25 protein-coding genes are annotated in these 25971 nt (G+C 32.8%); 5 read left to right on the forward strand and 20 right to left on the reverse strand.

Annotation, left to right across the window (positions count from 1 at the left end):
* Positions 1-93: 93 nt before the first annotated feature.
* On the reverse strand, positions 94-495 hold the full coding sequence (locus JK636_RS01525) for a hypothetical protein (RefSeq protein WP_202747070.1): 402 nt from the start codon (positions 493-495) through the stop codon (positions 94-96).
* Between the two features lie 384 nt (positions 496-879).
* Between JK636_RS01525 and JK636_RS01530 the strand changes: the two genes are divergently transcribed.
* Positions 880-1617, forward strand: a complete 738-nt coding sequence (locus JK636_RS01530; protein ID WP_202747071.1) for an MBL fold metallo-hydrolase — start codon at positions 880-882, stop codon at positions 1615-1617.
* A gap of 62 nt (positions 1618-1679) precedes the next feature.
* On the opposite strand, the gene JK636_RS01535 is transcribed toward JK636_RS01530, so the two are convergent.
* The 16 genes from JK636_RS01535 to JK636_RS01610 form a co-directional block, all read right to left on the reverse strand.
* Positions 1680-2459, reverse strand: a complete 780-nt coding sequence (locus JK636_RS01535; RefSeq protein WP_202747072.1) for a Cof-type HAD-IIB family hydrolase — start codon at positions 2457-2459, stop codon at positions 1680-1682.
* Positions 2460-2524: 65 nt separating this feature from the next.
* Positions 2525-4036, reverse strand: a complete 1512-nt coding sequence (gene wsfD, locus JK636_RS01540) for a glycan biosynthesis hexose transferase WsfD (protein WP_207751674.1) — start codon at positions 4034-4036, stop codon at positions 2525-2527.
* A 157-nt stretch (positions 4037-4193) separates the two neighbouring features.
* Positions 4194-5906: a methyl-accepting chemotaxis protein gene (locus JK636_RS01545; RefSeq protein ID WP_202747073.1), complete on the reverse strand. Its 1713-nt coding sequence runs from the start codon at positions 5904-5906 to the stop codon at positions 4194-4196.
* 80 nt (positions 5907-5986) lie between these two features.
* Positions 5987-6568: a TetR/AcrR family transcriptional regulator gene (locus JK636_RS23755; RefSeq protein WP_202747074.1), complete on the reverse strand. Its 582-nt coding sequence runs from the start codon at positions 6566-6568 to the stop codon at positions 5987-5989.
* Positions 6569-6767: 199 nt separating this feature from the next.
* Positions 6768-7331, reverse strand: coding sequence for a GNAT family N-acetyltransferase (locus tag JK636_RS01555; protein ID WP_202747075.1), 564 nt, complete (start codon positions 7329-7331; stop codon positions 6768-6770).
* A 63-nt stretch (positions 7332-7394) separates the two neighbouring features.
* Entirely contained in the window at positions 7395-7850 is a 456-nt protein-coding gene (locus JK636_RS01560) for a GNAT family N-acetyltransferase (protein WP_202747076.1), read from the reverse strand.
* A gap of 182 nt (positions 7851-8032) precedes the next feature.
* A complete protein-coding gene (locus tag JK636_RS01565) occupies positions 8033-8779 on the reverse strand; it encodes a MerR family transcriptional regulator (RefSeq protein WP_202747077.1) in 747 nt (248 codons plus the stop codon).
* Between the two features lie 160 nt (positions 8780-8939).
* Positions 8940-9833: a GNAT family N-acetyltransferase gene (locus JK636_RS01570; protein ID WP_202747078.1), complete on the reverse strand. Its 894-nt coding sequence runs from the start codon at positions 9831-9833 to the stop codon at positions 8940-8942.
* 69 nt (positions 9834-9902) lie between these two features.
* The gene (locus JK636_RS01575) at positions 9903-10700 is read right to left on the reverse strand and encodes an ABC transporter permease (RefSeq protein ID WP_202747079.1); all 798 of its coding nucleotides are present in this window, start codon (positions 10698-10700) and stop codon (positions 9903-9905) included.
* Complete coding sequence (locus JK636_RS01580; protein WP_202747080.1) at positions 10684-11481, reverse strand: ABC transporter permease; 798 nt, start codon at positions 11479-11481, stop codon at positions 10684-10686. The genes JK636_RS01575 and JK636_RS01580 overlap by 17 nt, the downstream gene beginning before the upstream one ends.
* On the reverse strand, positions 11465-12466 hold the full coding sequence (locus JK636_RS01585) for an ABC transporter ATP-binding protein (RefSeq protein WP_202747081.1): 1002 nt from the start codon (positions 12464-12466) through the stop codon (positions 11465-11467). Before JK636_RS01585 ends, JK636_RS01580 begins: the two co-directional genes overlap by 17 nt.
* Before the next feature lie 200 nt (positions 12467-12666).
* Positions 12667-13923 carry a zinc-binding dehydrogenase gene (locus tag JK636_RS01590; protein ID WP_202747082.1) on the reverse strand — a complete coding sequence of 419 codons (1257 nt, stop codon included), beginning with the start codon at positions 13921-13923 and terminating at the stop codon, positions 12667-12669.
* A gap of 20 nt (positions 13924-13943) precedes the next feature.
* The gene (gene pfkB, locus JK636_RS01595; RefSeq protein WP_202747083.1) at positions 13944-14876 is read right to left on the reverse strand and encodes a 1-phosphofructokinase; all 933 of its coding nucleotides are present in this window, start codon (positions 14874-14876) and stop codon (positions 13944-13946) included.
* Positions 14877-14891: 15 nt separating this feature from the next.
* Positions 14892-15374, reverse strand: a complete 483-nt coding sequence (locus JK636_RS01600) for a PTS mannitol transporter subunit IIA (protein WP_202747084.1) — start codon at positions 15372-15374, stop codon at positions 14892-14894.
* A gap of 37 nt (positions 15375-15411) precedes the next feature.
* The gene (locus JK636_RS01605) at positions 15412-17508 is read right to left on the reverse strand and encodes a BglG family transcription antiterminator (RefSeq protein ID WP_202747085.1); all 2097 of its coding nucleotides are present in this window, start codon (positions 17506-17508) and stop codon (positions 15412-15414) included.
* A gap of 179 nt (positions 17509-17687) precedes the next feature.
* Positions 17688-19082, reverse strand: a complete 1395-nt coding sequence (locus tag JK636_RS01610) for a PTS mannitol transporter subunit IIBC (RefSeq protein ID WP_202747086.1) — start codon at positions 19080-19082, stop codon at positions 17688-17690.
* A gap of 465 nt (positions 19083-19547) precedes the next feature.
* Here JK636_RS01610 and JK636_RS01615 point away from each other — a divergent pair, with 465 nt between their 5' ends.
* Complete coding sequence (locus tag JK636_RS01615; RefSeq protein WP_202747087.1) at positions 19548-20435, forward strand: 2-oxo acid dehydrogenase subunit E2; 888 nt, start codon at positions 19548-19550, stop codon at positions 20433-20435.
* An 83-nt stretch (positions 20436-20518) separates the two neighbouring features.
* Complete coding sequence (locus JK636_RS01620) at positions 20519-21208, forward strand: YetF domain-containing protein (RefSeq protein WP_202747088.1); 690 nt, start codon at positions 20519-20521, stop codon at positions 21206-21208.
* Between the two features lie 64 nt (positions 21209-21272).
* On the opposite strand, the gene JK636_RS01625 is transcribed toward JK636_RS01620, so the two are convergent.
* Complete coding sequence (locus JK636_RS01625; RefSeq protein WP_338025719.1) at positions 21273-22280, reverse strand: MYG1 family protein; 1008 nt, start codon at positions 22278-22280, stop codon at positions 21273-21275.
* Positions 22281-22372: 92 nt separating this feature from the next.
* Positions 22373-22795: a cytidine deaminase gene (locus JK636_RS01630; protein WP_202747089.1), complete on the reverse strand. Its 423-nt coding sequence runs from the start codon at positions 22793-22795 to the stop codon at positions 22373-22375.
* Between the two features lie 259 nt (positions 22796-23054).
* On the opposite strand from JK636_RS01630, the gene JK636_RS01635 reads away from it, so the two are divergent.
* Positions 23055-23555, forward strand: coding sequence for a YsnF/AvaK domain-containing protein (locus JK636_RS01635; protein ID WP_202747090.1), 501 nt, complete (start codon positions 23055-23057; stop codon positions 23553-23555).
* Positions 23556-23636: 81 nt separating this feature from the next.
* Complete coding sequence (locus tag JK636_RS01640; RefSeq protein WP_202747091.1) at positions 23637-24053, forward strand: YsnF/AvaK domain-containing protein; 417 nt, start codon at positions 23637-23639, stop codon at positions 24051-24053.
* Positions 24054-24159: 106 nt separating this feature from the next.
* On the opposite strand, the gene JK636_RS01645 is transcribed toward JK636_RS01640, so the two are convergent.
* Positions 24160-25755, reverse strand: coding sequence for a M1 family metallopeptidase (locus tag JK636_RS01645; RefSeq protein WP_202747092.1), 1596 nt, complete (start codon positions 25753-25755; stop codon positions 24160-24162).
* Between the last annotated feature and the right edge of the window lie 216 nt (positions 25756-25971).

The following is a 25971-nucleotide window of genomic DNA, read 5'->3' on the forward strand; positions in this document are numbered from 1 at the left end:
TACAATAAAACAAACCAAAGAATAGGGGGAATTCTTTGGTTTGTTCTTAATATAGATATTTATATAATTAAGCTGTCTTCTATATAATTAAATCTATTTAATAGTAGCTCCTGAAGTTCCGTCAACTTGACCTTGTCCTGGAGCTCCAGACTGTTTATTATTGTTTTGTGTTTGTCCGTCTGGCACTTGTCCATTTTTACCTTGTGTCTGTTGGTTTTGTCCTTGTCCATTTATGCCTTGTCTGCTGCTCTTACCTTGTGCAAACTTTCCATTACTTCCTTGCTGCCCCATAGGTGCTCCATTTCTATCCTGTCTTTGATCTGATACTCTAACATTTTTTCCATTACCTCTACCATTACCATGAGAACCTAGTACGTAACCTGCCCCGACTGATACTGCTACAGCTAATACAACCGCTATAACACCTATCCTCTTTTTAGTAAATAACCCTTTTGTATTTTCCTTTGAAAAAAATCTTTTTAATTTTGCATTCATTTTTAATTCCTCCTTTTAGTCGGAAGCACTGAGTAATTTAAAACTCTCGCTCCCTTCGGGCACAGGGTAACTTAAGACATTCGCTTCGCTCATAAGTTACCCGCTAAAGTCCATTCAGGACTTTAGCCTCTAAAATTACTCTTAAAAGTCCATTTAGGACTTCTACTTCCTGTTTGTTTTCTATATTTAGAATTATAGCTGCAAATTGTTGCAGAAGTATCAAGACATTTTGTGAACTTCGTGGGATTTTTAGAATCCAAAATAAAAATATTTACTATTGACAAAAATCTTTTTATGTGATATGATTAAATTTTATGTCATTGATCTTATATCTTGTTATGTTATAATATTCTATACCAACAATACTAAATTTGGAGGTGTAGGATGAATATAACCGATAAAATTAAAATGTTAGAAATACCGGTAAAAATTAATGGAAATCAGAATATGATTTATCCTGTTATTTTGGTAGACGGAAACTCTACTATCTTGGTGGACACCGGATACCCAAATCAGCTTGCTCAGCTTAAACAGGCTTTTAAAGCTGAAAATATATCCTTTAACTTGTTAAACAGTATTATTATTACACATCAGGATATTGATCATGTTGGCAATCTTATGAGTATCAAGAAGGAAGCTTCTAAGCCAATTGATATACTTGTTCACGAAGTGGAAGCTCCATATATTGAAGGAAGTAAACTTCCTGTAAAGCTGGCTCTTTTGGAATCAAGGCTTGAATCATTAACCGAAGAAATGAAATTAATATACCAGGGTTTTAAAAATTTTTATAATAATTTACACATAAATATCAATTCAACTTTAACTGATAATCAGGTACTGCCCTACTGCGGCGGAATTACTGTAATTTTCACACCAGGACATACCCCTGGACATATTTGTCTCTATCATAAAGCAAGCAAAACACTTATTGCTGGAGATTGCTTAGGCATAGAAAACGGTGAACTAGTTACCTCTTCCGAATCTATCAATTATGATCAAGATTTATATATAAAATCTTTAGAGAAACTTTCATCGTATGACATAAATACAGTTATCTGTTATCACGGAGGCCTGTACGAAGGCAACGTATCACAACGCATTAAAGAACTTGTAAAAAAATAAGCAAAGAATAGGCTGAGAATTATATGAATAATCTCAGCCTATTCTTTGTTTATTTTTAAAGTTTACGAAGCATCTTCTAAGATATATTTTCCGATACATTCAGCTACAGTATCAACAACATATCTTGCTTTTGACTGCAGCTCCTTCTCAGCTCTTTTAAAGGTAAAAGAATGTTGTGCGGACTTAAACATAGATACATCATTCCAGGAATCACCTATGGCAAAGGTATTTTCACTAGGAATCCTTTCTTTCTCCTTTATATAGTCCACTCCATCTCCCTTAGAGCATCCTGCTGGTACTATATCAATGAAGCTTACATTTCTATAAGCTATAATTTTGTCACCAAATTTATTATTGATTTTTTTGCACATTTCATCAACATACTTTGTATCTTCTTTCTTATAGTTCATAGCAAACATAGATATATTCTCTTGTTTTATTTCTTCAATACCTTCAATCACTATGTTGTTCGCATTTACTAAATTTCCTTCCTCAAAATTTAGTTTAAAGCTTTTAAAGCCTGTTCCAAAGTATATTCTCCAGTCATCGTTATAAAACTCTTCTACAATAGCTTCTATAGTACTCATAGGTATAGTTTGATGATTAATTACACTACCACGCTTATCTAAAATCAGCGCACCATTTAAAAGTATGTAGTAATCTACATCTAGATTATATTGTTTCTGCAGAGCTTCTATATGGTCATACGCCCTGCCAGTAGCTATAGCAAAGCAGTGTTTTAAATCTTTTAACTTTTTGATATAATCAAGGTTTTCTTCAGTTATAGATACATGATTTTCTAAAAGTGTTCCATCCAAATCAGTTACAAATAGTTTTTTCATAGCTGCCTCCTGTAAACAAAAATCAGGGACAGTTTATAAAACTATCCCCTGCTCACTTAATTATATCATAATTTTATTTTCTTTTTTATAAGATTATTTAAACACCATAAAACGGAAGCAAAGATTATAATGTCAAAAGTAAAATTAAATAAATATAACTGTTTTGAAGTATCTGCCTGACCATTTCCCATATAAGACATTGGAAACTGAAGTATACTTATAAAAAATATTGCCCAAAAAAGCTGTATTTTTGCTTTGACCTCTGTATTAAGCCTATTCCTTAAATATATAAGTATTGAAGAAGCTAAAATAATAATATAAATTAGAACTATAAATACGAGCTTCTTAGGCGTGCATTTTAACCTTAAAGAAGACCATGTCGTAAATCTATCGAATTTTCTTATCGGTACTTCACTATAGCTTCTTTTATATTTTCCCAAATAAGTACTTGTATCAAAAGAATGCGCTGCTGTGTACTCCATTCCTTGTATAAGCCTTAAAGGATGAGTTATATAAAACTTAATCAGTTTTCCATTGCTCATTCTGCTGTAAAATTCTTTTTCAGTAATTTCTGTGTGAGGTATATATTTTACATAATCCTTTGTAGGAGAATATGAGTTTTTTCCTGCCTCTACGACCATATCGGTATTAAGACCTAAATCTATCAAATCCTGTCTTGGATTTTTTGAATCCTTAAGTATGCCATAAAAAACAGAATTATAGTTTGTATCCTCACTAAGAGGTTTGTGAATAAGACTAATATCTATTGGGTAAGCCACTAGAATTATCAGTAGAATTAAAAGTATGCTCTTTTTCATCCAAGTCAGCATATTTCTATTATCCCAAATAAGCTTAGCAAACATAAGTGATACAACAGGCAGGGCAGAAATAACCTGAAGCTTTGAACCTATAAACATAAGTGATGCTATAAAAATCAGTATAATCTTCGAAAATATTTTTTCGCTTTCTTTTAAAACTTCTTTGCAGTAAATATAATACATCCAAGATGACAAATACAACATGAAGGTTGTTATCATAGCAGGTTCACCGTATAGGCTATTAAACCATACAAGGTAATTCCCATCAAAAAATATAAACAAAGTCAATAAGCATACTATTATACATTTAACTTTACCTTTTATATTTATATATTTTAATATCATGATAATGGAAAACAAGTATACTAAACAATAAACGCCTGCTAGATATTCAGTACTAAATAGCTGTCGGCCAAGTATTCTGCATATAATACCTCCTATAGTAGTAAATACTGAAACTGTAGTTCCTATTATTCCAACAAACATTCTTGGTACACCTTTATCAGGCATCTTATAATCAGTAATAATATAGTCTAAATATCTTTTAAGATTAGGATTATTTTTATCTTCATCTGTAAGCTGAAGCCCTGAAGCAAACATAACTCTATTAAAATCCCCCTGATCAGCAACCCCTGGCCTGGGATATTTAAAAAGCACATAAGATATAATTATAATTGCTAATAAAACAAAAATAATAAATATATATTTTCTAAATATCTTTTCCTTATCTGTAAAATTCCCCTCATTTAAGCTGCACATTATATTTCACTCCAAACTCCTATATATATTTACTATTATTGACAATAATATAACATATCTTTCAAGCTTGAAGTGGTTTTATCGTAAAATAGAAAAACTAAAACAGAAGCCCGTATATAGACTTCCGTTTTATAATAATCAATTTAATTTGTTTATACTATATTTTGAATTTATGTACCATTAAACTTAGCTTCTCTGCCATTTCTGCTTGGCTTTGAGCTGCTTTTGCAACTTCCTCTATAGCCATAGTAGTTTCATTGACCCCATTTAATATTTCCGAGGAGCCTGCAGCTGTTTCTTGTGCCGTTGCTGATACAGTTTCTAATGCACTTCCTACTTGTTCCATAGACTCTGAAATCAATTTTGTGCTTTCCAAAATATTCTTAGACATATCACTTACATATACAGAATCCTTCTCATAACTGTCTGCCGTACTGCTTAAAAGCTTATAGGTAGGCTCAACATCAGTCACTAAAAACTGAAGGATATCCTTGCCGCTTTGTGATAAATTGTCAAATGCATTCATAACTTGGCTAACAATACTTTGAATATTACTTACAGTTTCAGAAGACTGCTCTGCAAGTTTTCTAACCTCTTCTGCGACAACGGCAAATCCCCTTCCGGATTCCCCTGCTCTTGCTGCCTCTATTGCTGCATTCAGAGCCAATAAATTTGTCTGTGCTGCAATACTTCCTATTGTATCAGACATAACTTTAACTTCATGTACAACTTGCCCTTCTTCAATGGCCTGATTAATTCGCTCCTGAGTTTCGGTGTATTTTTTAATTCCCGACTGCATTGCTGTTTCAGCTTTACCCTTAACCTCAACCGCTCGTTTTTCTATTTCATCAAAAGATGTGCTTGCTTCTTTTGCCTTCCCTGCTAGACTAAATACAGTAGAGTTAACCTCCTCGCTGGAGGCGCTTACTTCTTCTGAAACAGTGCTTACTTCTTCTGTTCCTCTTGATATTTCTATTGAAGACTCATTTATCACATTCATCTTTGAAGTAATTTCCTCTATAGTGGCAGATAATTCTTCACTTGAAGCACTTATTTCTGAAGTGCTGTAATTAATCTCAGAAATTAGTTCTCTAATATTATCTGCTGCTATGTTAAGGGTATTTGCCATAGTTCCTATTTCATCCTTAGTATCAATTTTTACTTTATGAGTCAAATCTCCATTTCCTATAGCCTCTGCAAAAGCCGATACTTTGTTTAAGTTCTTTGAAATCATTTTAGCAATTCCGTATCCTATTGCTATAGAGATTAGAACACAAAAGACTACTATACCTATCGTTAATTTGTATGTTAAATTGAATAATGAAATATTATACTTATTTTCATTCTCTGCATTACTAATATTAGCTTGTACTAGCTCATCTAGAACATTTTCCATATCTTCTCTAGTTTTGGATGCTAAATTTAGTGCATTGACCCCTTCTTTATAATTATTATCATTCACGGCTTTTATTATTGCTTCTCTATCTTTTCTGTACTGGAGAAGATATTCTTTAAACTTAGGATAAAGTTCCTTTTCCTTTGCAGACATATTTGTCTTTTCATAAGCTGCCATAAGATTATTATCTTCATTTACCAGCTTTTCGATGTCTTTTTCATAGTCTGCAATCCTTGCTCTATCTCTTTCATAAACAAGAAGCAAACTATCACTCTTAATTTCAAGTAAATTAGTCTTGATGGTTTTAACCTCATTCAGCGGCATCAAATTATCATTGTACATGGATATAGCATTACTATTAATCCTAGACATATTCACAATACTAATAATCCCATTCACCGCTACCAACACTGCAACTACTAAAAAACTTAATATGAGTTTCTGTGCTATTTTTAAATTTCCAAACCATTTCATGTCGCATCCCCCTTGTCATAAGTAAATATTGATTAATTTATTAAATAACATAAACAAACAAATAATTGAAACAATCTGACCTATTCTATACTTGTTATGCCTCTCCAATACACATTAAAAACTTTTTTCATAGTTTCAGATGAAAATCCAGGACTTCTATAAGAGGTTAAAAAGGTTCCTTGAAGAAAAACCATAAAGGAATAAATTAATTCTTCCATCGGCTTAGGAGTTATGATACCCTTACGCAACCCTTCATTTATTATTCCACTTACTATTTCAACAGTTCTATCCCTAAAACTCAGCGCTCTCTTTCTTATTTCATCATAAAAGCTTAATTTAGAGAAAAACATTATTCCTATCCAAAAGCTGCTTACATATTCATGTTCCTTAACATAATCAATGCAATTTTCGACAAATATAAACAATTTTTCTTCTTCGTTCCTACCTTCAAAATATTCTACTATATGATTTATATAGATTAAGAATCTTTCAATTTCTTTATCCAAAACTTCTAAAAATAACGCTTCCTTACTTGGAAAATGTGCGTAAATTGATGGTTTTTTTATCCCTACTTTTTCTGCAATATCCTTTAGGCTTGTTCCATCATATCCTTTCTGCGCAAAGAGCAAGAAAGCTTCTTCCACAATTTTATCTCTCGTCATAATTTCCTCCTACCTATCGTTAGGTTGTTATTTATATTTTATACAAATAATGCAAGCAAGTCAATAAACGTTTGCAGAAAATTTGAAACACTTCTATTCTCTACTACAGATACATGTCGATAATTGTAAATTTAAATTTAGTTCTTTAAATAAAAACGAGTACTAAATTTTTAATAAGTTTAGTACTCGAAATAAATATTTATATAAATTCTTTAATATTTTTATAATCCTCATCTAGTATAGCAAGCACCTGATGATCTTCCCATTTTCCATTTATGTTTACATTTTTTCTTGCTATGCCTTCCTTAACAAAACCAGCCTTTTCCAAAACTCGCATAGATCTTAAATTATGAGGCATTACTCCTGCTTCAATTCTATGCAGCTTTAACTCTTCAAAACCAAACTTTACTGTATGCATAACAGCTTCAGTCATATATCCCTTACCATTACACTCTAAATCTAAATAGTATCCAATGTAGCAGCTTTGCAGAGGCCCTCGAAATACTTCTGATAAAGCTATATTTCCTATAAGAGCATCATTATTCTTTTCGAAAATTCCAAAAGAGTATTTTTCATCTCTTTTACTTTGTTCATTATTACTTTCTATAAGCTGTCTTTGAACTTCAAGAGTATAGAACTCACTGTTTCTGGTAGACACATATTTTTGAAAAAACTCCTTATTTCTTAATTGTAGATCTAATACTGCTTCTGCATCGCTTTCTTCTAAAAACCTAATATAAATATTATTTCCCTCTAATTTCATATAGTATAAATTCTCCCCTTTCCATTAAGTAAAAACTTTATAGATTATATGATCTATTATTAATTACATTTCCAGTTCCATTATTTCATTGCTACTGGAAAATCCCTGCCGTTCATAGAAGGCTACTGATCTTTGGCTTGGCCAAACAAATAATAATTCAATTTTATTATTTATAGCCCATTGTTTTACTTTTTTCAAAAGTTCTGTTCCTATTCCTTCATTTCTAAATTCAGCCTTTGTGTGAACATTTGTTACATAACCTATCTCTGCAAATAGTTTTTGTGGCTTGGGCACTTTTCTTATTCTATTTATGTAAACATTAGAAATAACTTTATTGTTTTCTTCTGCAATCCAATATTCCCAACTGCCGCTTTTAAGGCCATCAACTAAAAACAAATTACATTCTTTAATAAAATCTTCTTTAGAAATATTGAATTTTCCTTCTTCTTCATATTCATGTTCCCATCTCATTTCTGAAAGCATTGAAACATCACTTTCTGTTGCTAATCTGTATATCACATTACCCCATCCTTATACTCAATTTTTCTCAATTACGAATTGATTCTATTATATAATAATCTTACAATACTTACTATAATTGATATGTATTGCTTCAGCACTTTTATTTAATATAGTCTAATATAATAGAAAAACAGACCTAAGCCTCTGACACATCGGTTTAGGTCTGTAAGTGTATTCATCTATATGTTATTTGAATATACTTCTGCAGCCATGCAGAGATAATAACCTAATCCAATCTGCATATTTTCCAGCATTTCTCTGTGAAAATCATCTTGTAAAAAGAATCGTGTCTGCTGAACAAATCCTTGTGCATCAATATTTATCCCAGATTTATTTAAGAATGCAATATGCTCTCTCACTCTCTTCTGAAGTCTTTCATCATCGCTCTTCCACTTATTAACTAAAGCTTCTTTTATATAATTAAGAAAATCTTGAGCCTCTGCTGCTTTTTCATTCATGCTTTGTACTTCTATTTCGTTGTTCTCAAGTATGTCATGTTTGTATTTATCTTTTATATATTCTCTTTGCTCTGAAAGCGCACCTTCCCATTGTTCTTTATTTAATCCTTTAAACATTTCTGATTTATCCATAATTTCTCCTTTCATACTGCTTTCTATAGATGTTTTTATTGTTTTTAACAGGTCATCCATTCTTTTTCTTCTAGATATAATCATCTCTTGCTGTTTAATTAAACATTCAATTCTATTAGGCTCATTCTCTAAAGCTTTTTTAACATCACTAAGTGAAAATTCAAGTTCACGATAAAACAATATCTGCTGCAATCTTTCAAGTTCATTTTCTCCATATAATCGATAGCCAGCTTCACTTATATGGCAGGGCTCAAGAAGTCCTATTTTGTGGTAATGATGCAGCGCTTTTATTGTGACACCTGACAGCTTTGCAACATCTTTAACAGTATATAACATAATTTTCACCTCATTAATAATCTTATCTGTGCGCACATTTCTTGATTACATTTATATAATAATGTCTCCTCTAAGGTAAGAGTCAACACGTATTTCAAATTTTTATTTAAAAAAGTACCGAGTGCTGATTTATAATAAATTCAGCACTCGGCAGTAATAATTAAATATCATATTTATAACACGCAACTGCTTCAACCTGCTTAAAACCTTCCTGAAGATATAAAGCTTTTGCTCTATCATTTTCTGCATTTACGCAAAGCACGGTTCTGGAATATCCGCTCTTACCTGCAAAGGCAAGAGCAGCTCTTAATAAAATTTTTCCTAATCCTTTTCCCTGGTATTCAGGTATTATAGCAAGAGGTCCTATATTTAAAGCAGGTAAATCTTCGTACTCATCCTTAGATGCTCTTACCACCCCTACAGCCTTATTTCCATCGTAAAGAATCATAGCTCCGCCTTCTACATAATCCTTTCCGGAATTCATCTTTGAAATCATTTCAGGAGTTTGCGGCGTTTCGCTTCCAAGAAGCTTTGCAAAGCTTGAATTTCTTACTTCACACCAGATTTCTTCATCTCTTCCTCTTTGAAAAGACCTTATTATATATCCTTTAGGCAAAACAACCTCTGGTATATCTAAACTTTCTCTTAGCAGAAAAAAAGAATATCTCTCTGCATTAAAGTTTAACTTCTCCAATGTGCTTGTAAATTCTTTATTTATAATTGATGAAAAAACCATTATCTTATCCAGCCCTTCTGTGTGATTTAGTATACTCCTAAGAAGCATTTTATAATGCTCTAATTGCTGTGAGCTTGAATGAAATATTCTAAATCTCCCTTTCTTTCCTTTTTTCATATAATCATCCACAATTAGTGATGCTGCAGCTGTTATCTTATCCCCATCATCCACAATTATATATGTGGGATTTTCTAAATCAGGTGTAAATCCTTCTAAATCTTCATCATAAAGAAAAGATTCATCAACCTCTCTTCGATATTTTTTACAGTAATCTATGAATTCTTGAACTCTCTCATTTTTTAAAGCTTCTATCCTCATAATCTCTCCCCCATAAATTTAGTTGTATATATTATAATTCTATAAAAATCCAAAATTTCCTCCATATATTTACAGTTTATTAATTATCAAATTCCCTGATTCGTATTTTTTAAGCCCCTTATAAAACATAGAATAAGCAATCCCTATCCAGATAAGAGCCGCTCCCATGACCTCTAAAAACAGCACAGGATTAAATTCATTTATGACTCTTGACGGTATATATACCATAAAGCCTGCCGGAATCAAACTATAAAGTATATACTTAAGACCTCCCTTGAATATTCCTTCAGGATATATGCTGAAGCTTATTAAAAATTCCGTAGTAAGCTGAGCCAACCCCTCTACATTGCCAGCGTAAAAGCTTAAAGCATGTATAGTTACAAGCACAGAAGCAAACATTATACTAGCTGTTACGCAGAATAATAAAAACAGCAGAAAGCCTTTAATATCAAAGCCTTTTACTAGGAAAAACAATACTATTCCATACAAGGTATCTCCCCAAGCTGACACTATAGTTTTAGAGCAAAGTATATTAATAAGAGGATCTTTAGGCTGAAGCAGATACGTGTCCAGCTCCCCGTTTAGTATCATTCTTGTAATCTGCCCTACATTCCCAAAGATAACAAAGCATAAACCATAAGCTGAAGAAGATAAAGCCCACAAAAGCATTACATCTTTAAAGCCGTAGCCTCCGATGCTGTTAACATTGTTAAACAATATCCACCAAAAGAATATAAAAGCAGCATTATTTATAACCATACCAAAGCTTTGAATAAGAAAACTAACTCTATATTCCATGACAGAGGATATATTAAATCTAAAATAATAACCCATTAATTTAAAAGCCTTTTTAACCTCCATTAACATTTAGATTCCTTGCCCCCTTTCTATATAAAGCCATTGCTAAAGTAAAAAATACACCCAAATAAATTAGCTGCACTGAAAACTGACTTAAAAAGCTAGTTAAGGAAAAATCCACTGCAAGCTTTGAAGGCACATAAGTTACGTAAGCAAAAGGCATATATTTAGCTACGCTTTGCAGCCAGTTTGGAAACATGTCTATAGGCATAAGCATTCCCCCTAAAGTAAACACAAGCTTAGAATAGATCCAGAAAAAAGCACTGTTTTCCTCAAACCAAAAGGAAGTTAAAGCCAATATTATATAAATAAAAAAGTTTATTGTGCAACCTGCTAATATTGAAAGCATAATTAGCGGAAAATAAATAAAATTAAAGTTTTCCAATGGCCCAACATAAACAAGACCAACCACAATACCTGCTATTGCATTGGTTACAAGTTTAATGCCTATTTCACCTACAAAATAAGAAAAGCAGTACAACACGTAATTGTAGGGTTTATTTAAAAGGTAAGCTATATTTCCTGTTTTAACATCCTCGTTAACCTGCGAATGTATATCTGTTCTTGAAAGAGTAACAAGCTCTGTAACAACAAGATACCAAATCATTTTATTTATTGATAATCCACCAATTGTTCCACCCTTTTGTCCGTATATATTTCTCCAAAGCATAAGATATATGAACATGATAAATACAAAAAACAAATTTTTGCTTAGAAAGTTCCAAAAGTATACGAGGCTGTTTGACATTGTTATCTTTGAAACCTCCATATATTTACGAATTGATTTCATATACAGCCCCCCTTTTCTGCTGATAGATATATGATATTATCTCTTCTAAAGGCGGTTCAGAAATGGTTATATCATCAACCTTTCCATATTTAATCAGTTCCGTTAAAACCTCTTCTATATCCTGCTTTGAAGTATCAACCTGAACCTTTAAGGCACTGCCTTTTCTTTTAACAACATTTATATTAGGATCATCTACCTTAATCTCCTGATTATATTTAATACTTATTTCCTTTTTGTTTAGGTAATCATATTTAAGACTTTTTATGCTTTCATTCAAAACTACCTGACCATGATTAATAATTATTGCTCGCTTGCATAGCTGCTCAATATCCCCGGCATCATGAGAGGTTAAAAATATCGTTGTCTTTTCTTCCTTATTAAGCCTTAATATAAGTTCTCTTATTTTCTGCTTAACAACTACATCGAGTCCTATAGTAGGCTCATCTAAAAATATTATTTCAGGCTCGTGAAGTATTGAAGCTGCTATTTCACACCGTATTCTCTGCCCTAAGGAAAGCTTTCTTACAGGCACATCCATTAACTCTCCTATTTCAAAGGTTTCCTTTAAAAATTCTATTCTGTTTTTAAGCTTTGCCTTATCCATTTCATATATATTACCAAGCAGATTGAAGCTGTCTAGAGGCGGCAGGTGAAACCAAAGCTGCGACTTTTGCCCAAAAACTGTTCCTATTCTAAAAGACAGCTGCTTTCTCTGGGTAGACGGGTTCAAACCTAAAACCTCAATGTTTCCTGAGGTTTGATGCAGAATCCCTGTAAGCATTTTAATAGTAGTAGACTTGCCTGCTCCATTAGGGCCAATAAAAGCCAATATCTCTCCCTTCTCAACTTCAAAGGAAATGTTATTCACCGCTTCAATCTCTCTATAACTTGGTGAAATTATAGATCTAATACTCCCCTTCAAACCTTCCTCTTTAGTCTTTACTTTAAAATTTTTATAAAGATTTTGAACTTTTATGATGCTCATCACATCGCCCCCTTTAAATAAAGATAAAAAAATAAAGCCTAAGAACAAATCTCTTTATAGAGACTCGTCCTTTAGGCTTTTTTCCTAAAAGTGTAGATTGAAATCCTGTACCGCTCGGACCTGACATCTATTGACCGGAACCCTAGATACACTCTCTTATTGTTAATATTATAATACGATTGTTAATTTGTGTAAACAGTTTATTTCCAATTTTCGAGCAAATATTTCTCAGCTTCTACACACCACAATCCTTTGTTTCTCTTAACTATCTCAGCCAAAGCAGCAAAGTGTGGATTTTCCTTTCCCTTTTCTTCAAAGTCTTCAATAGCAGTCAAATCCATATCTATGTGAGTATAGATAAGCTTCTTTCCTCCAGGTATCTTTGGAAGACTTAGAGTAGTTTCTGCAACACAATTAAGTCCTCCTATATGAGTTACCATAACTGCAGGGTTAATCTTTTTCTGCTCAGTCAGCTTTAAAGATTCTATTAAGTCATCCGTATTTCCGCCGGTAGTCCCCATAATGTGAGTTGCAGCATAGTGAACATTGTAGTAATTTATTTCTCCGGAGAACTTAGTATCTGTTGGGCCTGCAAAGAAATTAAGGCAACCATCTCTTCCAAGTATTCTATCTGCCTGCTCTACAACTGCTTTAACAGGTGCAAAGGCGAACACATCGTCATAGCCTGTACCACTTGTTATATTTAATAGATATTCTTCTGCATTCTCAATATTTTTAGTGTTTACAAAGATAAGCTCAATACCGCACTCCTTTGCTTCTTCCTTGCTAAAAATTTGCTCTGCTCTTTCAAGTCTTCTATCATCAACATCAGTAACTACTAAAAGGCTTGGTCTTCTATCACAGTGAAGAGCGTAATCAATAGCTCCAAGTCCCATAGGACCGGCTCCGGCAAGTATGGCCATCTTTCCGCCTTCTTTAATTCCCATGTGATGTACGTATTTTCCCATCTCAGTATGATAATTTGCATGGAAGGCTCCTATAATACAGGACATCGGTTCTGCTAAAGAAGCTTCGTAGTAAGCATCTCCCTCATAATTTAAAAGGCAGCCTATTTCCATAACTTCTTGAGGGATAACTATATAAGTTGCATCTCCTCCAAAGTACATGTATGAATATCCTGGTGAAGCCATGCTCCCCTTGTAGTTAAGAGCGGGCTGCTGAGCAAACTTAGTTCCAGGCTTGAATTGATTCTGCCACTTCTTTCCCACCTTAACTATGTTTCCTGCAAATTCATGTCCGATTATTATCGGATTTTCATGTACGTCCTTCGGCACCCTTTTATGATTTTCACCTAATATTGCACATTTATAACTAGACATACATATGCTGTCTGAAACTACTTCAACTAATATTTCATCATCTTTTATTTCAGGAAGTTCAAATTCCTCTAATCTTAAATCATTTGATCCGTATAATCTTACTGCTCTAGTTTTCATATCTATTACCGCCTTTCTAATCATTTTATATATTCGAATTTTACATCCTTCATAAGTCTTGATATTTCATTAATATCAGCAGGCTGCGTACCCGAAGTCATAACATTGGCTGCGCTTGTTGCTACTGAAAGTATAACTGTTTCTTCTAACTTATAGCCTTTCTCCATTGAATATGCCAATGCAGCTACCATCGAATCCCCTGCCCCTACTGTGCTTTTAACTTGTACATTTAATCCATGGGCAAGTATTGTCTCTTTCTTATTTATAAACAGTGCTCCGTCTCCACCTAAGGAAACAACTACTTCATTAATTCCATAGTTAAAAAGGCATTTTGCCGCCTCAATCACAGCCTCGGTGCTTTCAAGCTTCTTATTAAAAAGCTTTTCCAGTTCATGAATGTTTGGCTTTATCATATAAGGCCCCGCCTCTATCCCTTCTTTTAAAAGCTCCCCATCAGCATCAAGTATTGTCTTTATTCCAAGCCCCTTTGCTTTATTTATCCACTTTCCATAAATATTCTTTGGTATTCCTTGAGGAACGCTGCCTGAAAATATTACAATTAAACCTTGGGACAAATCCTCAAATATGCTTAACTCAACTTTTCGTAGGTCTTCCTCTGATACAAAAGTACCAGTTTCATTTATATCTGTGTTAGTACCATTAATTTTATCTATAACCTTAAGATTTGTTCTTGTCTCACCATTTACAAAAACGAATTTATTATCAATTTCTATCGAATCTAAATAGCTTTTAATAAACTGGCCATTTCTACCTGCTAATACTCCCAGTGCTTTGCTTTCTCCGCCTAGGCTTTTGATTACCTTTGATACATTGATACCTTTTCCCCCTGCATCAACTCTTTGAGTGGACACTCTGTTTACATTTCCTACTTTAAAGTTATCAATCTCCACAGTTTTATCTACCGCAGGATTTAGAGTTATTGTTCTTATCAATTTTATGCCTCCAATCTAAAACTCCGTAAAAGTTTTGTAAATATAATCAACATCCTCAGTGTCCCTTAAGATACTTACAGTATTTTCATCTTCTCCTATTATAGTTGCTATATTAGATAATATATTTAGGTGCTCGTCTCCAACACCTGCTATTCCAATGACAAGGTAGGCATTCTCCCCACCAAAATCTATCCCCTCAGGAAACTGCAGAACAACTAAACCTGACTTTTTTATAAATTCTTTTGCCCTGCCAACACCGTGAGGAATAGCAACTCCATTTCCCATATATGTGCTCAGATCATCTTCCCTTTGAATCATGGCATCAATATAATTTTCATCAACATATCCACTTTCAGCCAAAAGCCTTCCAGCCATTTTAATTGCCTCATACTTATCTACAGCTTTTAATCCTACCTTTATATTATTTTTCGATAAAACCTCATTTTCTTCTGACTTTTTATTTTTGTTTCTGAAACTAGAAAAAAAACCAAAGCTCATATCTAATCTCCTTTTTAAATCAAGCTATTTTTTTGAACTACTTTTTCATTCTATAAAATTCATCTAATATCTCGTTAAGCCTCATGTATAAATCATCCCTTGAATTAATCAGCAAAGCTTCTATAAACTCAGGTTCTTCAATAAACTTTGTACTTATAAAGCTTATGGCCTCTATATATTCTTTATTGCAATTATCTGGTGCAAGCATAATTATTGCGAGCCTTATATTTTCCTTTTCATCTTCTGCATTTACCAAAGACAAACCCTGTTTTATTCTTACCGCTCCAAAATATAACTCTTCTACTCCTTTTGTCCTGCAATGAAGTAAAATTGAATTAAGCCCAGTAAGTATTGTACTTCCCTTTTCTTCTCTTTCTTTTAATGACAGCTTAATATTTGTCTTATTCTCCTCATCAACTGCAATACCACTTACTATTTCAATTATTTCTTCAACACTTCTAATTTCTTCTTTTTCAAAAATAAAAAAGTTATTTAAAAGCTGAAGTATTGCATCAGTATAAAGCTTTTGTTTTGAGAGCTTTTCCTTCAGACTCACGGACTTCACATTAGGTTCCGAGTAGTTTCTAGCTTTATCTTTTAAGGAATGTATGAATTCACTGATATTTTGCTTATCTTTTTCGAAGAGCAGCGGATTAACTACTACAACAGGCAGCTTAGAAAACTTTATATTTACCGTTGAAATGATAAAATCTATGGACTTGCCTATCAAATAGTCTTGATTAAGATGTAATGTAGACGCAACCTCCACAATCTCTATATTTTCATACTCCTTTTCTATCCTTGCAGCTAAAAGAACTGAAGTTCCAATTCCTGTAGTGCATACAATTACAGTTCTATAACTTCTCTTGCCATACGATCCTCTTTTTTCAATCGCAGCTCCAAGATGCATTGCAATATAAGCAATTTCTGATTCCGGCATTTTCATTCCTATATATTTTTCTACTACCTTGGAACATTTGGAGGCTAATTTGAAGAGCTTAGGATAGAATTCCTTTATCTCATCTAAAAGTGGATTTCTAATATCCATATTCATCTTCATTCGATTAATAACTGGTCCAAGATGATTTACTAAGCCTTCATAAAGTCTTTCATTCTGCTGAAGAAAAATCCCTGTTTCTGCTTCTGCGGTTTTAATAACTTCTTTTGCTATACTCTGGACATCTAAATCATTATTTGATGAAGCCTCAAGACCTCTTGAACCTCTAATATGCATAGTTACATATCCAACTTCATCTTCTGGTATTTCTATATTAAAGGTTTGCGATATTTTCTTAGCCAGTTCTTCAGCTATTTTATATTCTTCATACTTTTTAAGCTTCGATAAATATTTTTTGTCCATGCTTATTTTTTCATTTTTTATTATTCTTTGAATAGCTAAAGTTAGATGAACTAAAAGGCCTATAAAGGCATTGTCTGCAAATCTATAACCTAAAACCTTCTCAAGTTCAAATATCAAAGCTTCAAGTTTTTTAACTGTACCTTTGTCTATTAAATTTAGCAGTCTATTTTTAGTATCTTTATCTAAGGCTTTATACTCCTTATCAAGCATTGTTATATTTTCTTTTATCAAATCTACAAGCTGACTTTCATCAATATTTTCATAAAATAAATTTATTATCGCTCTTCTAATCGAATCTTCCTGTCCTTCTATATAAACACCTAAACCTGGTTTTCTAATCAATTTTAAATTATATTTTAAAAGCCATTCTTCGATTTTATCCAAATCATTGCTTACAGTTCCTTCTGTTACCTTAAGGAGTTTTGTAAAGCTATATATTTTTACCGGCTCTCTGTTTTGTAAAAGTTCACTTATTATGATTATTTGCCTTTCCTTAGGCGTATAGCTTTTTAATTCTTTTTCTTCTTCCAGATTATCTAATACATCCCTTCTGGCTTCCATACTTCCGTTTAATCTTATTCCTAGTCCGGACTTTTTATCTAAGCAGCAATTATATGGCTCAAGCCATTTGTCTATGTTAGGTAATTCTCTTAATACAGTTCTTGCACTAATGCTCAGCCCCTCTGCAATTTTTGAGATTGTTATATACTTATATTCGCTGCAGATTTTTTCTAATATTTCCTTCTGTCTTAAAGTGATTTTTATTTGACTCATTTTTATACCACCTTATTATTGAATGAGGAATGAGGTAATGAAGAATGGAGAATTGAAGGCAGAAAATTCCTTGGGGGATTTTCAATTAATTAATTCAAAGTTTCTCTTGCGAAACCTCCTTTAACTCTCCATTCTTCATTCTTAATTCTTCATTACACAGTTTACTGTGTCCTCTACTTTTATGACAATCTCTTTACTAAAGCATCATATTCCGGGCTGTTCATGAAATTTTTTATTGATATATGCTCAGCATTCGGAGCTTTGCTTCTTGCTCTTTCAGCTAAACTTTCGTGAGTAATAACAATTTCCGAGTCAAAAGGTATTTCGTCTACCGCACAGTGAACAACTTCAATATTAAGACCAGCTTTTTTAAGCTTGTTTCTTAAAGTAGTAGCTCCCATTGCACTTGAACCCATACCAGCATCGCAGGCAAATATTATTTTGCTTATATTTTTCTTAGCTGATACATTTTTAAGTTCTTTTACTTTATCTTGTGCTTCAGCAAGCTCTGTATCATTCATCTTATCAGCACTTCTCTTAACAAAATACGAAGCTACCAAGAAGGATACTACCGTTGACACTATTACTCCTGCAAGCACTCCAATATATCCGCCTTTTGGAGTCATTGCAAGTAGTGCAAATATACTTCCTGGTGATGGAGTTGCAACTAAGCCTGCTCCAAAAATTGTAAAAGTTAATACTCCACTTGCTCCACCAGCTATAACAGCAAGTATTAATACTGGGTTCATAAGAACATATGGGAAATATATCTCATGAATTCCACCTAAGAAATGAATTATGATAGCTCCTGGTGCTGACTGTTTTACCATTCCTTTTGAGAATACCCAATATGCAACCAATATACCAAGTCCTGGTCCTGGGTTTGTCTCTAATAGGAAGAATATTGATTTTCCTACGTCTTTAGCTTGTTGTATTCCAATTGGGCCTAATATCCCATGATTAATAGCATTGTTTAAGAATAATATTTTACCTGGCTCTATAAATATGGATGCTAACGGTAGCAAACCTGCATTTACTATTCCCTCAACACCTGCTTTAAGCACATTGTTTAATCCTTGAACTACTGGTCCAATTCCTGAATAAGCAAGTAATGTAAGTAAACCACCTATAATTCCTGCAGAAAAGTTATTAACGAGCATTTCAAAGCCTGCTGGGATTTTTCCATCTACAACCTGGTCAAATTTCTTTATAATATAACCGGCTAGAGGCCCCATTATCATTGCTCCTAAGAACATTGGCACTTCTGCGCCAACAATTACGCCCATAGTTGCTATTGCTCCAAGAACTCCTCCTCTAGTACCGTGAACCATCTTACCGCCTGTATAACCTATCAAAAGAGGTAATAAATATTTTATCATCGGATCTACTAACTTTGATAAATATGCATTTGGTTTCCAGCCTGTAGAAATAAATAATGCCGTTATTAATCCCCAAGCTATGAAGGCGCCTATGTTAGGCATTACCATTCCACTTAGGAAACGTCCAAATCTTTGTATACCTGCTTGTGCATTTCTGCCAGTTTTAACACTAGCATTTGTTTGAAGATTTGACATTAGCCTTTCCCCCTAAATAATTATTTTCGTAATATTATAATAGAGTTTCTGCAGAAATCCTTTTTCATTACGTTAATTAAATTATAGTTTACTAAACGTTTTCATTCAATCTTAAGATATTATGGATAAGTCTGCAATACATAGTGACAAAATTAAATAGTCACTTTTCATATTACAGAAAATTGTATCAATTTACTTATGCCGAACTCGCTTCTCTTCAAGTAAGATCTCCATTGAAACTTCCATCTTAAATTGATGTTTAATAACGAAAAATACTACTCTAAACCAACATAAGGTGATTTCTATATTCACAATTACGCCAGACTCTAAATAATGCAAAATATCAAAAATAAATATATTTACAAATAAGTCTACAGTCTTAACAAAAGAGAATATACATTAATTAAGACATCATCATTATTTATTTTTTTGTTTATTATTCAACACTTTATAGGGGGAAATCGCATGTCAAAATATAAAAAGCGTTTTGGGGACAGATATGACGGAAGACTTTTAAGAAAAATTGATCCTTTCTTTAAGCTTATACCGTACATAATGAGAACACGATCTGATTCTCAGGTTTTCTTTGATGATAAAATATATATGGATAAAGTTGAAGAATTTCTCAAAGAAAAAAGAAGAGCAGGAACTCGTGATATAAAGTTTTTACATATTATTATAGCAGCTATGGTAAGAACTCTATCTCAAAAGCCCCATCTTAATAGATTTATAGCCGGTCAAAAAATTTATGCTCGAGATGAAATTCTTATTTCCATAGCAATAAAAAAGCAGTTAAGCGATGAAGGAGAAGAAACTACTTTAAAGCTTAACTTTGAACCGGCAGATACATTGAATCACATTGTCTTCAAGGTTAACTCAGCACTTGAGGAAAATAAAAAAGCAGATATGAAAAACGATGCAGATAAAACTGCTCGTATTTTTACAATGTGTCCAGGCTTTTTTATAAAATTTTTAATATGGATATTAACGAAACTTGATTATTTTGGTCTTATGCCAAAGGTAATTAATAAGGTAAGCCCCTTTCATACAAGCGTATTTATTACCGATTTGGGTTCCTTAGGCATACAGCCTGTTTACCATCATATATATGACTTTGGAACCACCTCTGTTTTTATGGCCTTTGGCTCAAAGCAAAAGGAAAAAGCTTTTGATATTGATAACAAAATTATTGAGAGGAAATTTGTTAACCTGAAGGTAGTGGCAGATGAGAGAATTGTTGACGGATACTATTACGCAAGTGCCTTTAAGCTTTTTAAGAAACTTATTGAAAACCCTGAAAGGCTTGAAACATCACCTGATAGATTATTTAAAGATGCTGCAGTATATGAATAAGTCGCATAAATAAAAGGCAATTTGTACACATTAAATTTTGTGAAATTCTTTACTATGAAATTAACTTAAGGATGTGACTACCGGTGTCATTATTTATGACTATTGTTTTTAGAGGAGTTATAACTTTTCTTATGCTTTTGCTGTTTTTTCGTTCTATGGGACCTAGGCAGCTAACTCAATTTACTTTCAAGGATTATGTGCTTGGGGTACTCGTAGGAAGTATGGGCGGCAGGGCAATTACAAGACCTGAGCAGGCCTACATAACTTTTCTTTACGGCATAGTCACTGTTATTATAATGCAAATGCTATTATCCTATTTATGTTTGAAAAGCGACAGGGTTAGAAGATTCATAAATGGACAGCCTATAATCGTTATAAGCAAAGGTGAGATATTAAAGAATAACTTGAAGAAGGCTAGGCTTACTATGAATGAGCTTGCTAGTTTGCTTAGAGCAGAAGGCATATTCAACCTTTCGGAGGTAGAATATGTAATATTAGAGCCTACACGCTGTTTCAGTGTAATGCAAAAATCTGAAAGAAGTCCGGTAACTCTCAGTGATTTAAACATACAAACTGCACCTAAGGAGCTCCCTATACTAGTAATAAAAGACGGAAAGCTGATAAGAGCAGAATTGTATAGGTATAATCTAACAGAACAATGGGTTAAGGAACAGCTTCTAAAGAGAGATATTAAAGATATTTCCGAAGTTTTATTAGCACAGGCTGACAGCTCCGGCATAGTATATACCTGTTTAAATAATACAAACAAATAAAAACTATCCACAAATTTATATTTTACTCTATAAATTTTGTGGATAGTTTTTATTTTCCTGTTGATTATTTTGTTTTTTTGAACATATTTTTTATTAACTCAAAAATACCTTTTGGCTTTGACTCTTCATCTTCTTTATAATTAACTGCCAATTCAGCTAGTTTCATAATACCTTCTAAGGATTGCGCTACCGCAATAAACCTTCCAGTATGGCAGAATACCGCATCAGAAACTCCTGTTACAGAGGCCAGTTCCTCATCCCTAAGTCCAGCCCACTCCTTAGGCAGCTTCTTTTTATCTTGGCTATTTTCCCCTCTCACAGACTGCATTGCATAGCTGTCTTTTCTTGGATATATTACAAAAAGTACTTCTCTCTTTTCATCTGCTTCTCTTAGCGCTTCAGAATAAGGACAATATCTGTCTAAAACTAAAAGCTGTGGATTTTTTCTCTTTTTAAAAGCTCTAACAACTTGTTCTTTTGATTTTAAAACAGAAAATCTCTGATTCAGCGTGTTTCTTAGTATTGCTCCTGAAAACTCCACAGCCTCATTAAAAGCTTCATTCTCGTCTTTATCTGAATTCCAAAGTGGATTAAATCCTGAAATTATTGAACTCATATGCACTAAAGGTATATCTGTCTTATCTATCCATATACCGTTGTCCAAAGCATCCACACCCTCAATAAAGTTTCTGTCAATATAGCTAAATACAGACTCAACCTCATTTTCATCAAGCTTTGGGTCCTTAAACTTTATTACTTCTTTCCCAAACTTATTCCATATAAGTCCACAGGCGGCATACGGAGTTCCATCTTCTCTATAAACCTTATTATTCCCGTGATGGTCAAGCTCTCCGCCGCCAACATCATAAACAATATCTATCTTGCTTAAAATATCCTCATTTCTTGTTCTTGTAAGCTCTACTTCAAATATTTCTTTTAAAATAGCTGTTGCGATAACTTCATCTGCATGAAATCTACCATCATGAGTCCCAACTTTTTTAAATTCTTTTTCTGTATATATACTACCAGCTCCTTTAATTACTTTGTCTTCTAATACTATACTATATATAATGCATAAGTTCTAATAAACTATACTGCGTAAAAATACCGTAAAATTCATTCTGAATAATACGGTATTAAAAGTATTTATTATCACAAATAATTTTATTTTAAATTTTTTCCGGTAAATGCTAAAGGAAGAAGTTCTTCTAATGTTCGTTCTAAGTATTCCTCTGTACTTTTTGCAATAATTATCTTAAAAGTTTTTAAATCACAAAACTCCGCCATAACTTGTCTGCATACTGCACAAGGTGCACAGAAATCTCCTTCTCCCGCCTTTACTCCTTCTTTATTTCCTACTACTGCAATAGCAGTGAATTCTTTTTTCCCTTCAGAAATTGCTTTAAAGAAAGCTGTTCTTTCTGCACAGTTTGTTGGTGTAAATGCAGCATTTTCTATATTGCAGCCTTGATATATTGTTCCATCAGCACAAAGAAGAGCCGCTCCTACATTGAAATTAGAGTAAGGAGTATAACAAAACTTCTGAGCTTCAAATGCCTTTTCTATTAATTCTCTTGCATCTATCATAGTTTAATCACAAGCCTTTCTTGAAAATTTCTAATATATTACAATTAAGTTAGGGAAATCTATTATATCACCGTTGCACAAATATGTAAATATATTCTGATATTATTTTGTAATGCTTCTATTATTATAAATCAGACCAACAGCTTAAATAATTTATTTTACCTTTCATTGATTAACCTTCCAAATTATTAATAGGATATTGATAGTTTATGAGGGAACTATAGAATTGTGATGATATTAATTTTGAGGAGGCGCTTGTATGAGTATACTTGATAAACTTTTTAGTGATACAGATAATCAGGATAGCGATAACAACAATAATAATTCAAAAACTTCAAATGAAGGAACTTTAAAGCTTCATAAGGAAGAACTAGATATAAATAAAGATAAGATACAGACTGGAGAAGTTACACTTAGCAAGGAAATCGTTGAAGACCAACAGACTGTTAATGTTCCTGTTACCCATGAAGAAGTTGTAATAGAAAGACGACCAGTAAATAGCAGCAAATCCTGCGATGCTGAAGTAAGCTCTGAAATAAGTTCTGATGATAAAGAAACTATAAGAATACCAGTAAGCGAAGAGAAGGTTAATGTTGACAAGCATACTGTAGTTACTGAAGAAGTTTCCGCTTACAAGCGTGAAATTGAAAACAATAAAGAAATAAATGAAACTTTAAAAAGAGAAGAAGCTAAAATAAATAAAAATGGTGATGTGGAAGTCGTTTCTGAAGATAATAATTCACCTGACAGCTTCCAATAACATTATTTCTAAACTAAGAAGCACCTTTCAAATTATGATTTTAGTTTGAAAGGTGTTTTACTCACTTATGGAGGAAAAATCATGTCACAAGATATAACATCCTTTGATGAAAAACTTAAGCTTCACGAAGAAAAATTAGATATATCAAAAGAATGGATTAAAACTGCAGATGTTAAAATGCATAAGGAAACTGTAACTAGAGAGGAAACTATAAAAGTTCCTGTTGAAAGAGTGGAACTTGTTATAGAAACTATTCCTCTTGCAGAAAACTCCTCAAGCAAAACAGAAACTATAAGAATACCTATCAGCGAAGAAAGTTTTGAAATAATAAAATACCATGTAATACTTGAAGAAGTTTCTTATTATATCAACGAATATCAGGATAATAAATGTATTACTGAAACTCTAAAAAAAGAAAAACTAAATGTAGAGACCTCTGGTTTTACAACTGTTGTTGATAAAGAAACCAAGGATCTTCCTGATACTTCCCTTGAATAAATAAAAGAGGCTGCCTCAAAACTGTTAAACCAAACGTGATAGATTTAACATTTTTTGAAACGGCCCTTTTTTGTATATCTTGATATCTTCTTATCGCGATATCTTCTTATCTTCCTGCTTTATTCTGAACTTTTTTCATCTCCTCAGGGCTTAAAACCATTTTATCCATAGAATAATTACTTGAAGTAAAAGCATTTCTTACATAGTCGCTTGTTTCACTTCCGCATTTTTCCTTCACAACCTCTAAGAAACCATCAAAGGTCGCATTTTTAAATTTGTATCTGTCATAATAAGTTTTGAAAATATCTATGAACTTTTCCTGCCCTGCTTTTTGTCTTAAGTCTTCTAAAGCTATTGGACCTAAAGTATAAACTACCTTTGAGAAGTTTTGCCAATCAAACTTATCTGTTGGTCTGTAAATTGGTCCATCACCTTTTATAGACCTAGTCAAAAAGGCTCCCTTCACTCCCATTGGAGTGTATTCTCCAAACTTATTTTCAAAGAATAAGGCTGTTGAATACGCAGTGAAAGATTCATCCAGCACAGGCTCTCTAAATTCATTATTTCCAACTGTTGAAAACCACCATTGATGTCCAGTTTCATGAACTACAGCTTCATCTAAAAAGGTAAGACTGTTTTCTTTATATTCTGGCTTTAAATAATTATATGGTCCCATTTGAGTTACAGTTGGATATTCCATCGCCCCACCCTGCAAATAAGTTTCTACAACGTCATATTCCGGATAAGGATATTTTCCAAAGGTTTTATTATAAAAACTTAAAGATTCGCAGGCAAGGTCTAACATTCTTTTAGCTGTTGTCTCCTCTGATACATAGAAGCTATTTACTCTAATGCCATCAACCTCTTTTGACAACAGCTTGTATCTTTTACTTAAAAATAAAACAAAATCCCTGTTATTTGAAGCTTCAAAGCCTAACTTGCTTTGTGACCCTTCTTCTTTATCTGAAACCTTAACTCCTGTTGTTGCAGCAACGATACCCTTAGGCACTGTTACAGAAACCTTATAGTCTGAGCAGTCACTATAATTTGATTCTCCTACAGGATAAAATGGTGTCTCGTCCCAACTGCCAGCCTTTTCATCATAAATTGAAAGTATTGGATACCAGTTTGTAAGTGAATACTGCTCATTTTGATAAGCGAGCCTGTCATTCCCTTTAGGTATTTTTAAAGTAAAATCTATTGCTATATCTATAACTTCATTAGGTTTGAGCTCTTTATTAAGCAGAAACTTTAAAACCTGATTATCTTCTGCATATCTCAGATTCTCACCATTTACAATTACAGAATTAATCTTGATATCTCCTAATTCATCTTTGCTTACCTTCTTTACAGTAGTGCCTATTGAAGGCATTGTTTCAGCTGAGTTATAGGAATCAGGATAAAGATGAAAAACTATTTCCTTAAGACCTTTACTATATTTGTTCTTAAACTTTACTTCTTCATGACCTTTTACTGTTTTATTATCTGTGTTTAATGCTATATCCAGATTATATAAGCTTCTTTCCCCATTAAATCCTACACTGTTTTTTTCTTCTTTTTCTTGTGTTGTTATATTTTCATTAACTAAATTAGCCCGAGAAATTTTCTTTTCTCTTGCTAAACTAATACGGCCATACGCATAGTAACTTATTATAAAAAACACTACAACACCTAAAATTATAAATGATTTTTTATTTTTCATATTGCCCCCCTAATATAATCTTTTTTTATTTATATGCTTTAATCATGCACTAATACTACAAATAAAACATCCCCTTGCTAAATTATACCAATTACAACATGTACTCTTCAATAGCTTTGCTTTATGAAATTACTTTTCCTCTTCCATTTCATAAAAATAAACAGCCATATTAACCTCCATAATATAAAAAGGAACTTTCAAATAAAATACTATGTG

The organism is Clostridium rhizosphaerae (genome assembly GCF_016765585.1).
In the GTDB taxonomy this organism is placed as follows: Bacteria; Bacillota; Clostridia; order Clostridiales; family Clostridiaceae; genus Clostridium_AT; species Clostridium_AT rhizosphaerae.

Excerpts from the sequence above, each read along its gene's own strand:
- JK636_RS01525 (WP_202747070.1), bottom strand. The coding sequence starts at position 495 with ATGAATGCAAAATTAAAAAGATTTTTTTCAAAGGAAAATACAAAAGGG.
- JK636_RS01530 (WP_202747071.1), top strand. The coding sequence starts at position 880 with ATGAATATAACCGATAAAATTAAAATGTTAGAAATACCGGTAAAAATT.
- JK636_RS01535 (WP_202747072.1), bottom strand. The coding sequence starts at position 2,459 with ATGAAAAAACTATTTGTAACTGATTTGGATGGAACACTTTTAGAAAAT.
- wsfD (WP_207751674.1), bottom strand. The coding sequence starts at position 4,036 with ATGTGCAGCTTAAATGAGGGGAATTTTACAGATAAGGAAAAGATATTT.
- JK636_RS01545 (WP_202747073.1), bottom strand. The coding sequence starts at position 5,906 with ATGAAATGGTTTGGAAATTTAAAAATAGCACAGAAACTCATATTAAGT.
- JK636_RS23755 (WP_202747074.1), bottom strand. The coding sequence starts at position 6,568 with ATGACGAGAGATAAAATTGTGGAAGAAGCTTTCTTGCTCTTTGCGCAG.
- JK636_RS01555 (WP_202747075.1), bottom strand. The coding sequence starts at position 7,331 with ATGAAATTAGAGGGAAATAATATTTATATTAGGTTTTTAGAAGAAAGC.
- JK636_RS01565 (WP_202747077.1), bottom strand. The coding sequence starts at position 8,779 with ATGTTATATACTGTTAAAGATGTTGCAAAGCTGTCAGGTGTCACAATA.
- JK636_RS01570 (WP_202747078.1), bottom strand. The coding sequence starts at position 9,833 with ATGAGGATAGAAGCTTTAAAAAATGAGAGAGTTCAAGAATTCATAGAT.
- JK636_RS01575 (WP_202747079.1), bottom strand. The coding sequence starts at position 10,700 with ATGTTAATGGAGGTTAAAAAGGCTTTTAAATTAATGGGTTATTATTTT.
- JK636_RS01580 (WP_202747080.1), bottom strand. The coding sequence starts at position 11,481 with ATGAAATCAATTCGTAAATATATGGAGGTTTCAAAGATAACAATGTCA.
- JK636_RS01585 (WP_202747081.1), bottom strand. The coding sequence starts at position 12,466 with ATGAGCATCATAAAAGTTCAAAATCTTTATAAAAATTTTAAAGTAAAG.
- JK636_RS01590 (WP_202747082.1), bottom strand. The coding sequence starts at position 13,923 with ATGAAAACTAGAGCAGTAAGATTATACGGATCAAATGATTTAAGATTA.
- JK636_RS01600 (WP_202747084.1), bottom strand. The coding sequence starts at position 15,374 with ATGAGCTTTGGTTTTTTTTCTAGTTTCAGAAACAAAAATAAAAAGTCA.
- JK636_RS01605 (WP_202747085.1), bottom strand. The coding sequence starts at position 17,508 with ATGAGTCAAATAAAAATCACTTTAAGACAGAAGGAAATATTAGAAAAA.
- JK636_RS01610 (WP_202747086.1), bottom strand. The coding sequence starts at position 19,082 with ATGTCAAATCTTCAAACAAATGCTAGTGTTAAAACTGGCAGAAATGCA.
- JK636_RS01615 (WP_202747087.1), top strand. The coding sequence starts at position 19,548 with ATGTCAAAATATAAAAAGCGTTTTGGGGACAGATATGACGGAAGACTT.
- JK636_RS01630 (WP_202747089.1), bottom strand. The coding sequence starts at position 22,795 with ATGATAGATGCAAGAGAATTAATAGAAAAGGCATTTGAAGCTCAGAAG.
- JK636_RS01635 (WP_202747090.1), top strand. The coding sequence starts at position 23,055 with ATGAGTATACTTGATAAACTTTTTAGTGATACAGATAATCAGGATAGC.
- JK636_RS01640 (WP_202747091.1), top strand. The coding sequence starts at position 23,637 with ATGTCACAAGATATAACATCCTTTGATGAAAAACTTAAGCTTCACGAA.
- JK636_RS01645 (WP_202747092.1), bottom strand. The coding sequence starts at position 25,755 with ATGAAAAATAAAAAATCATTTATAATTTTAGGTGTTGTAGTGTTTTTT.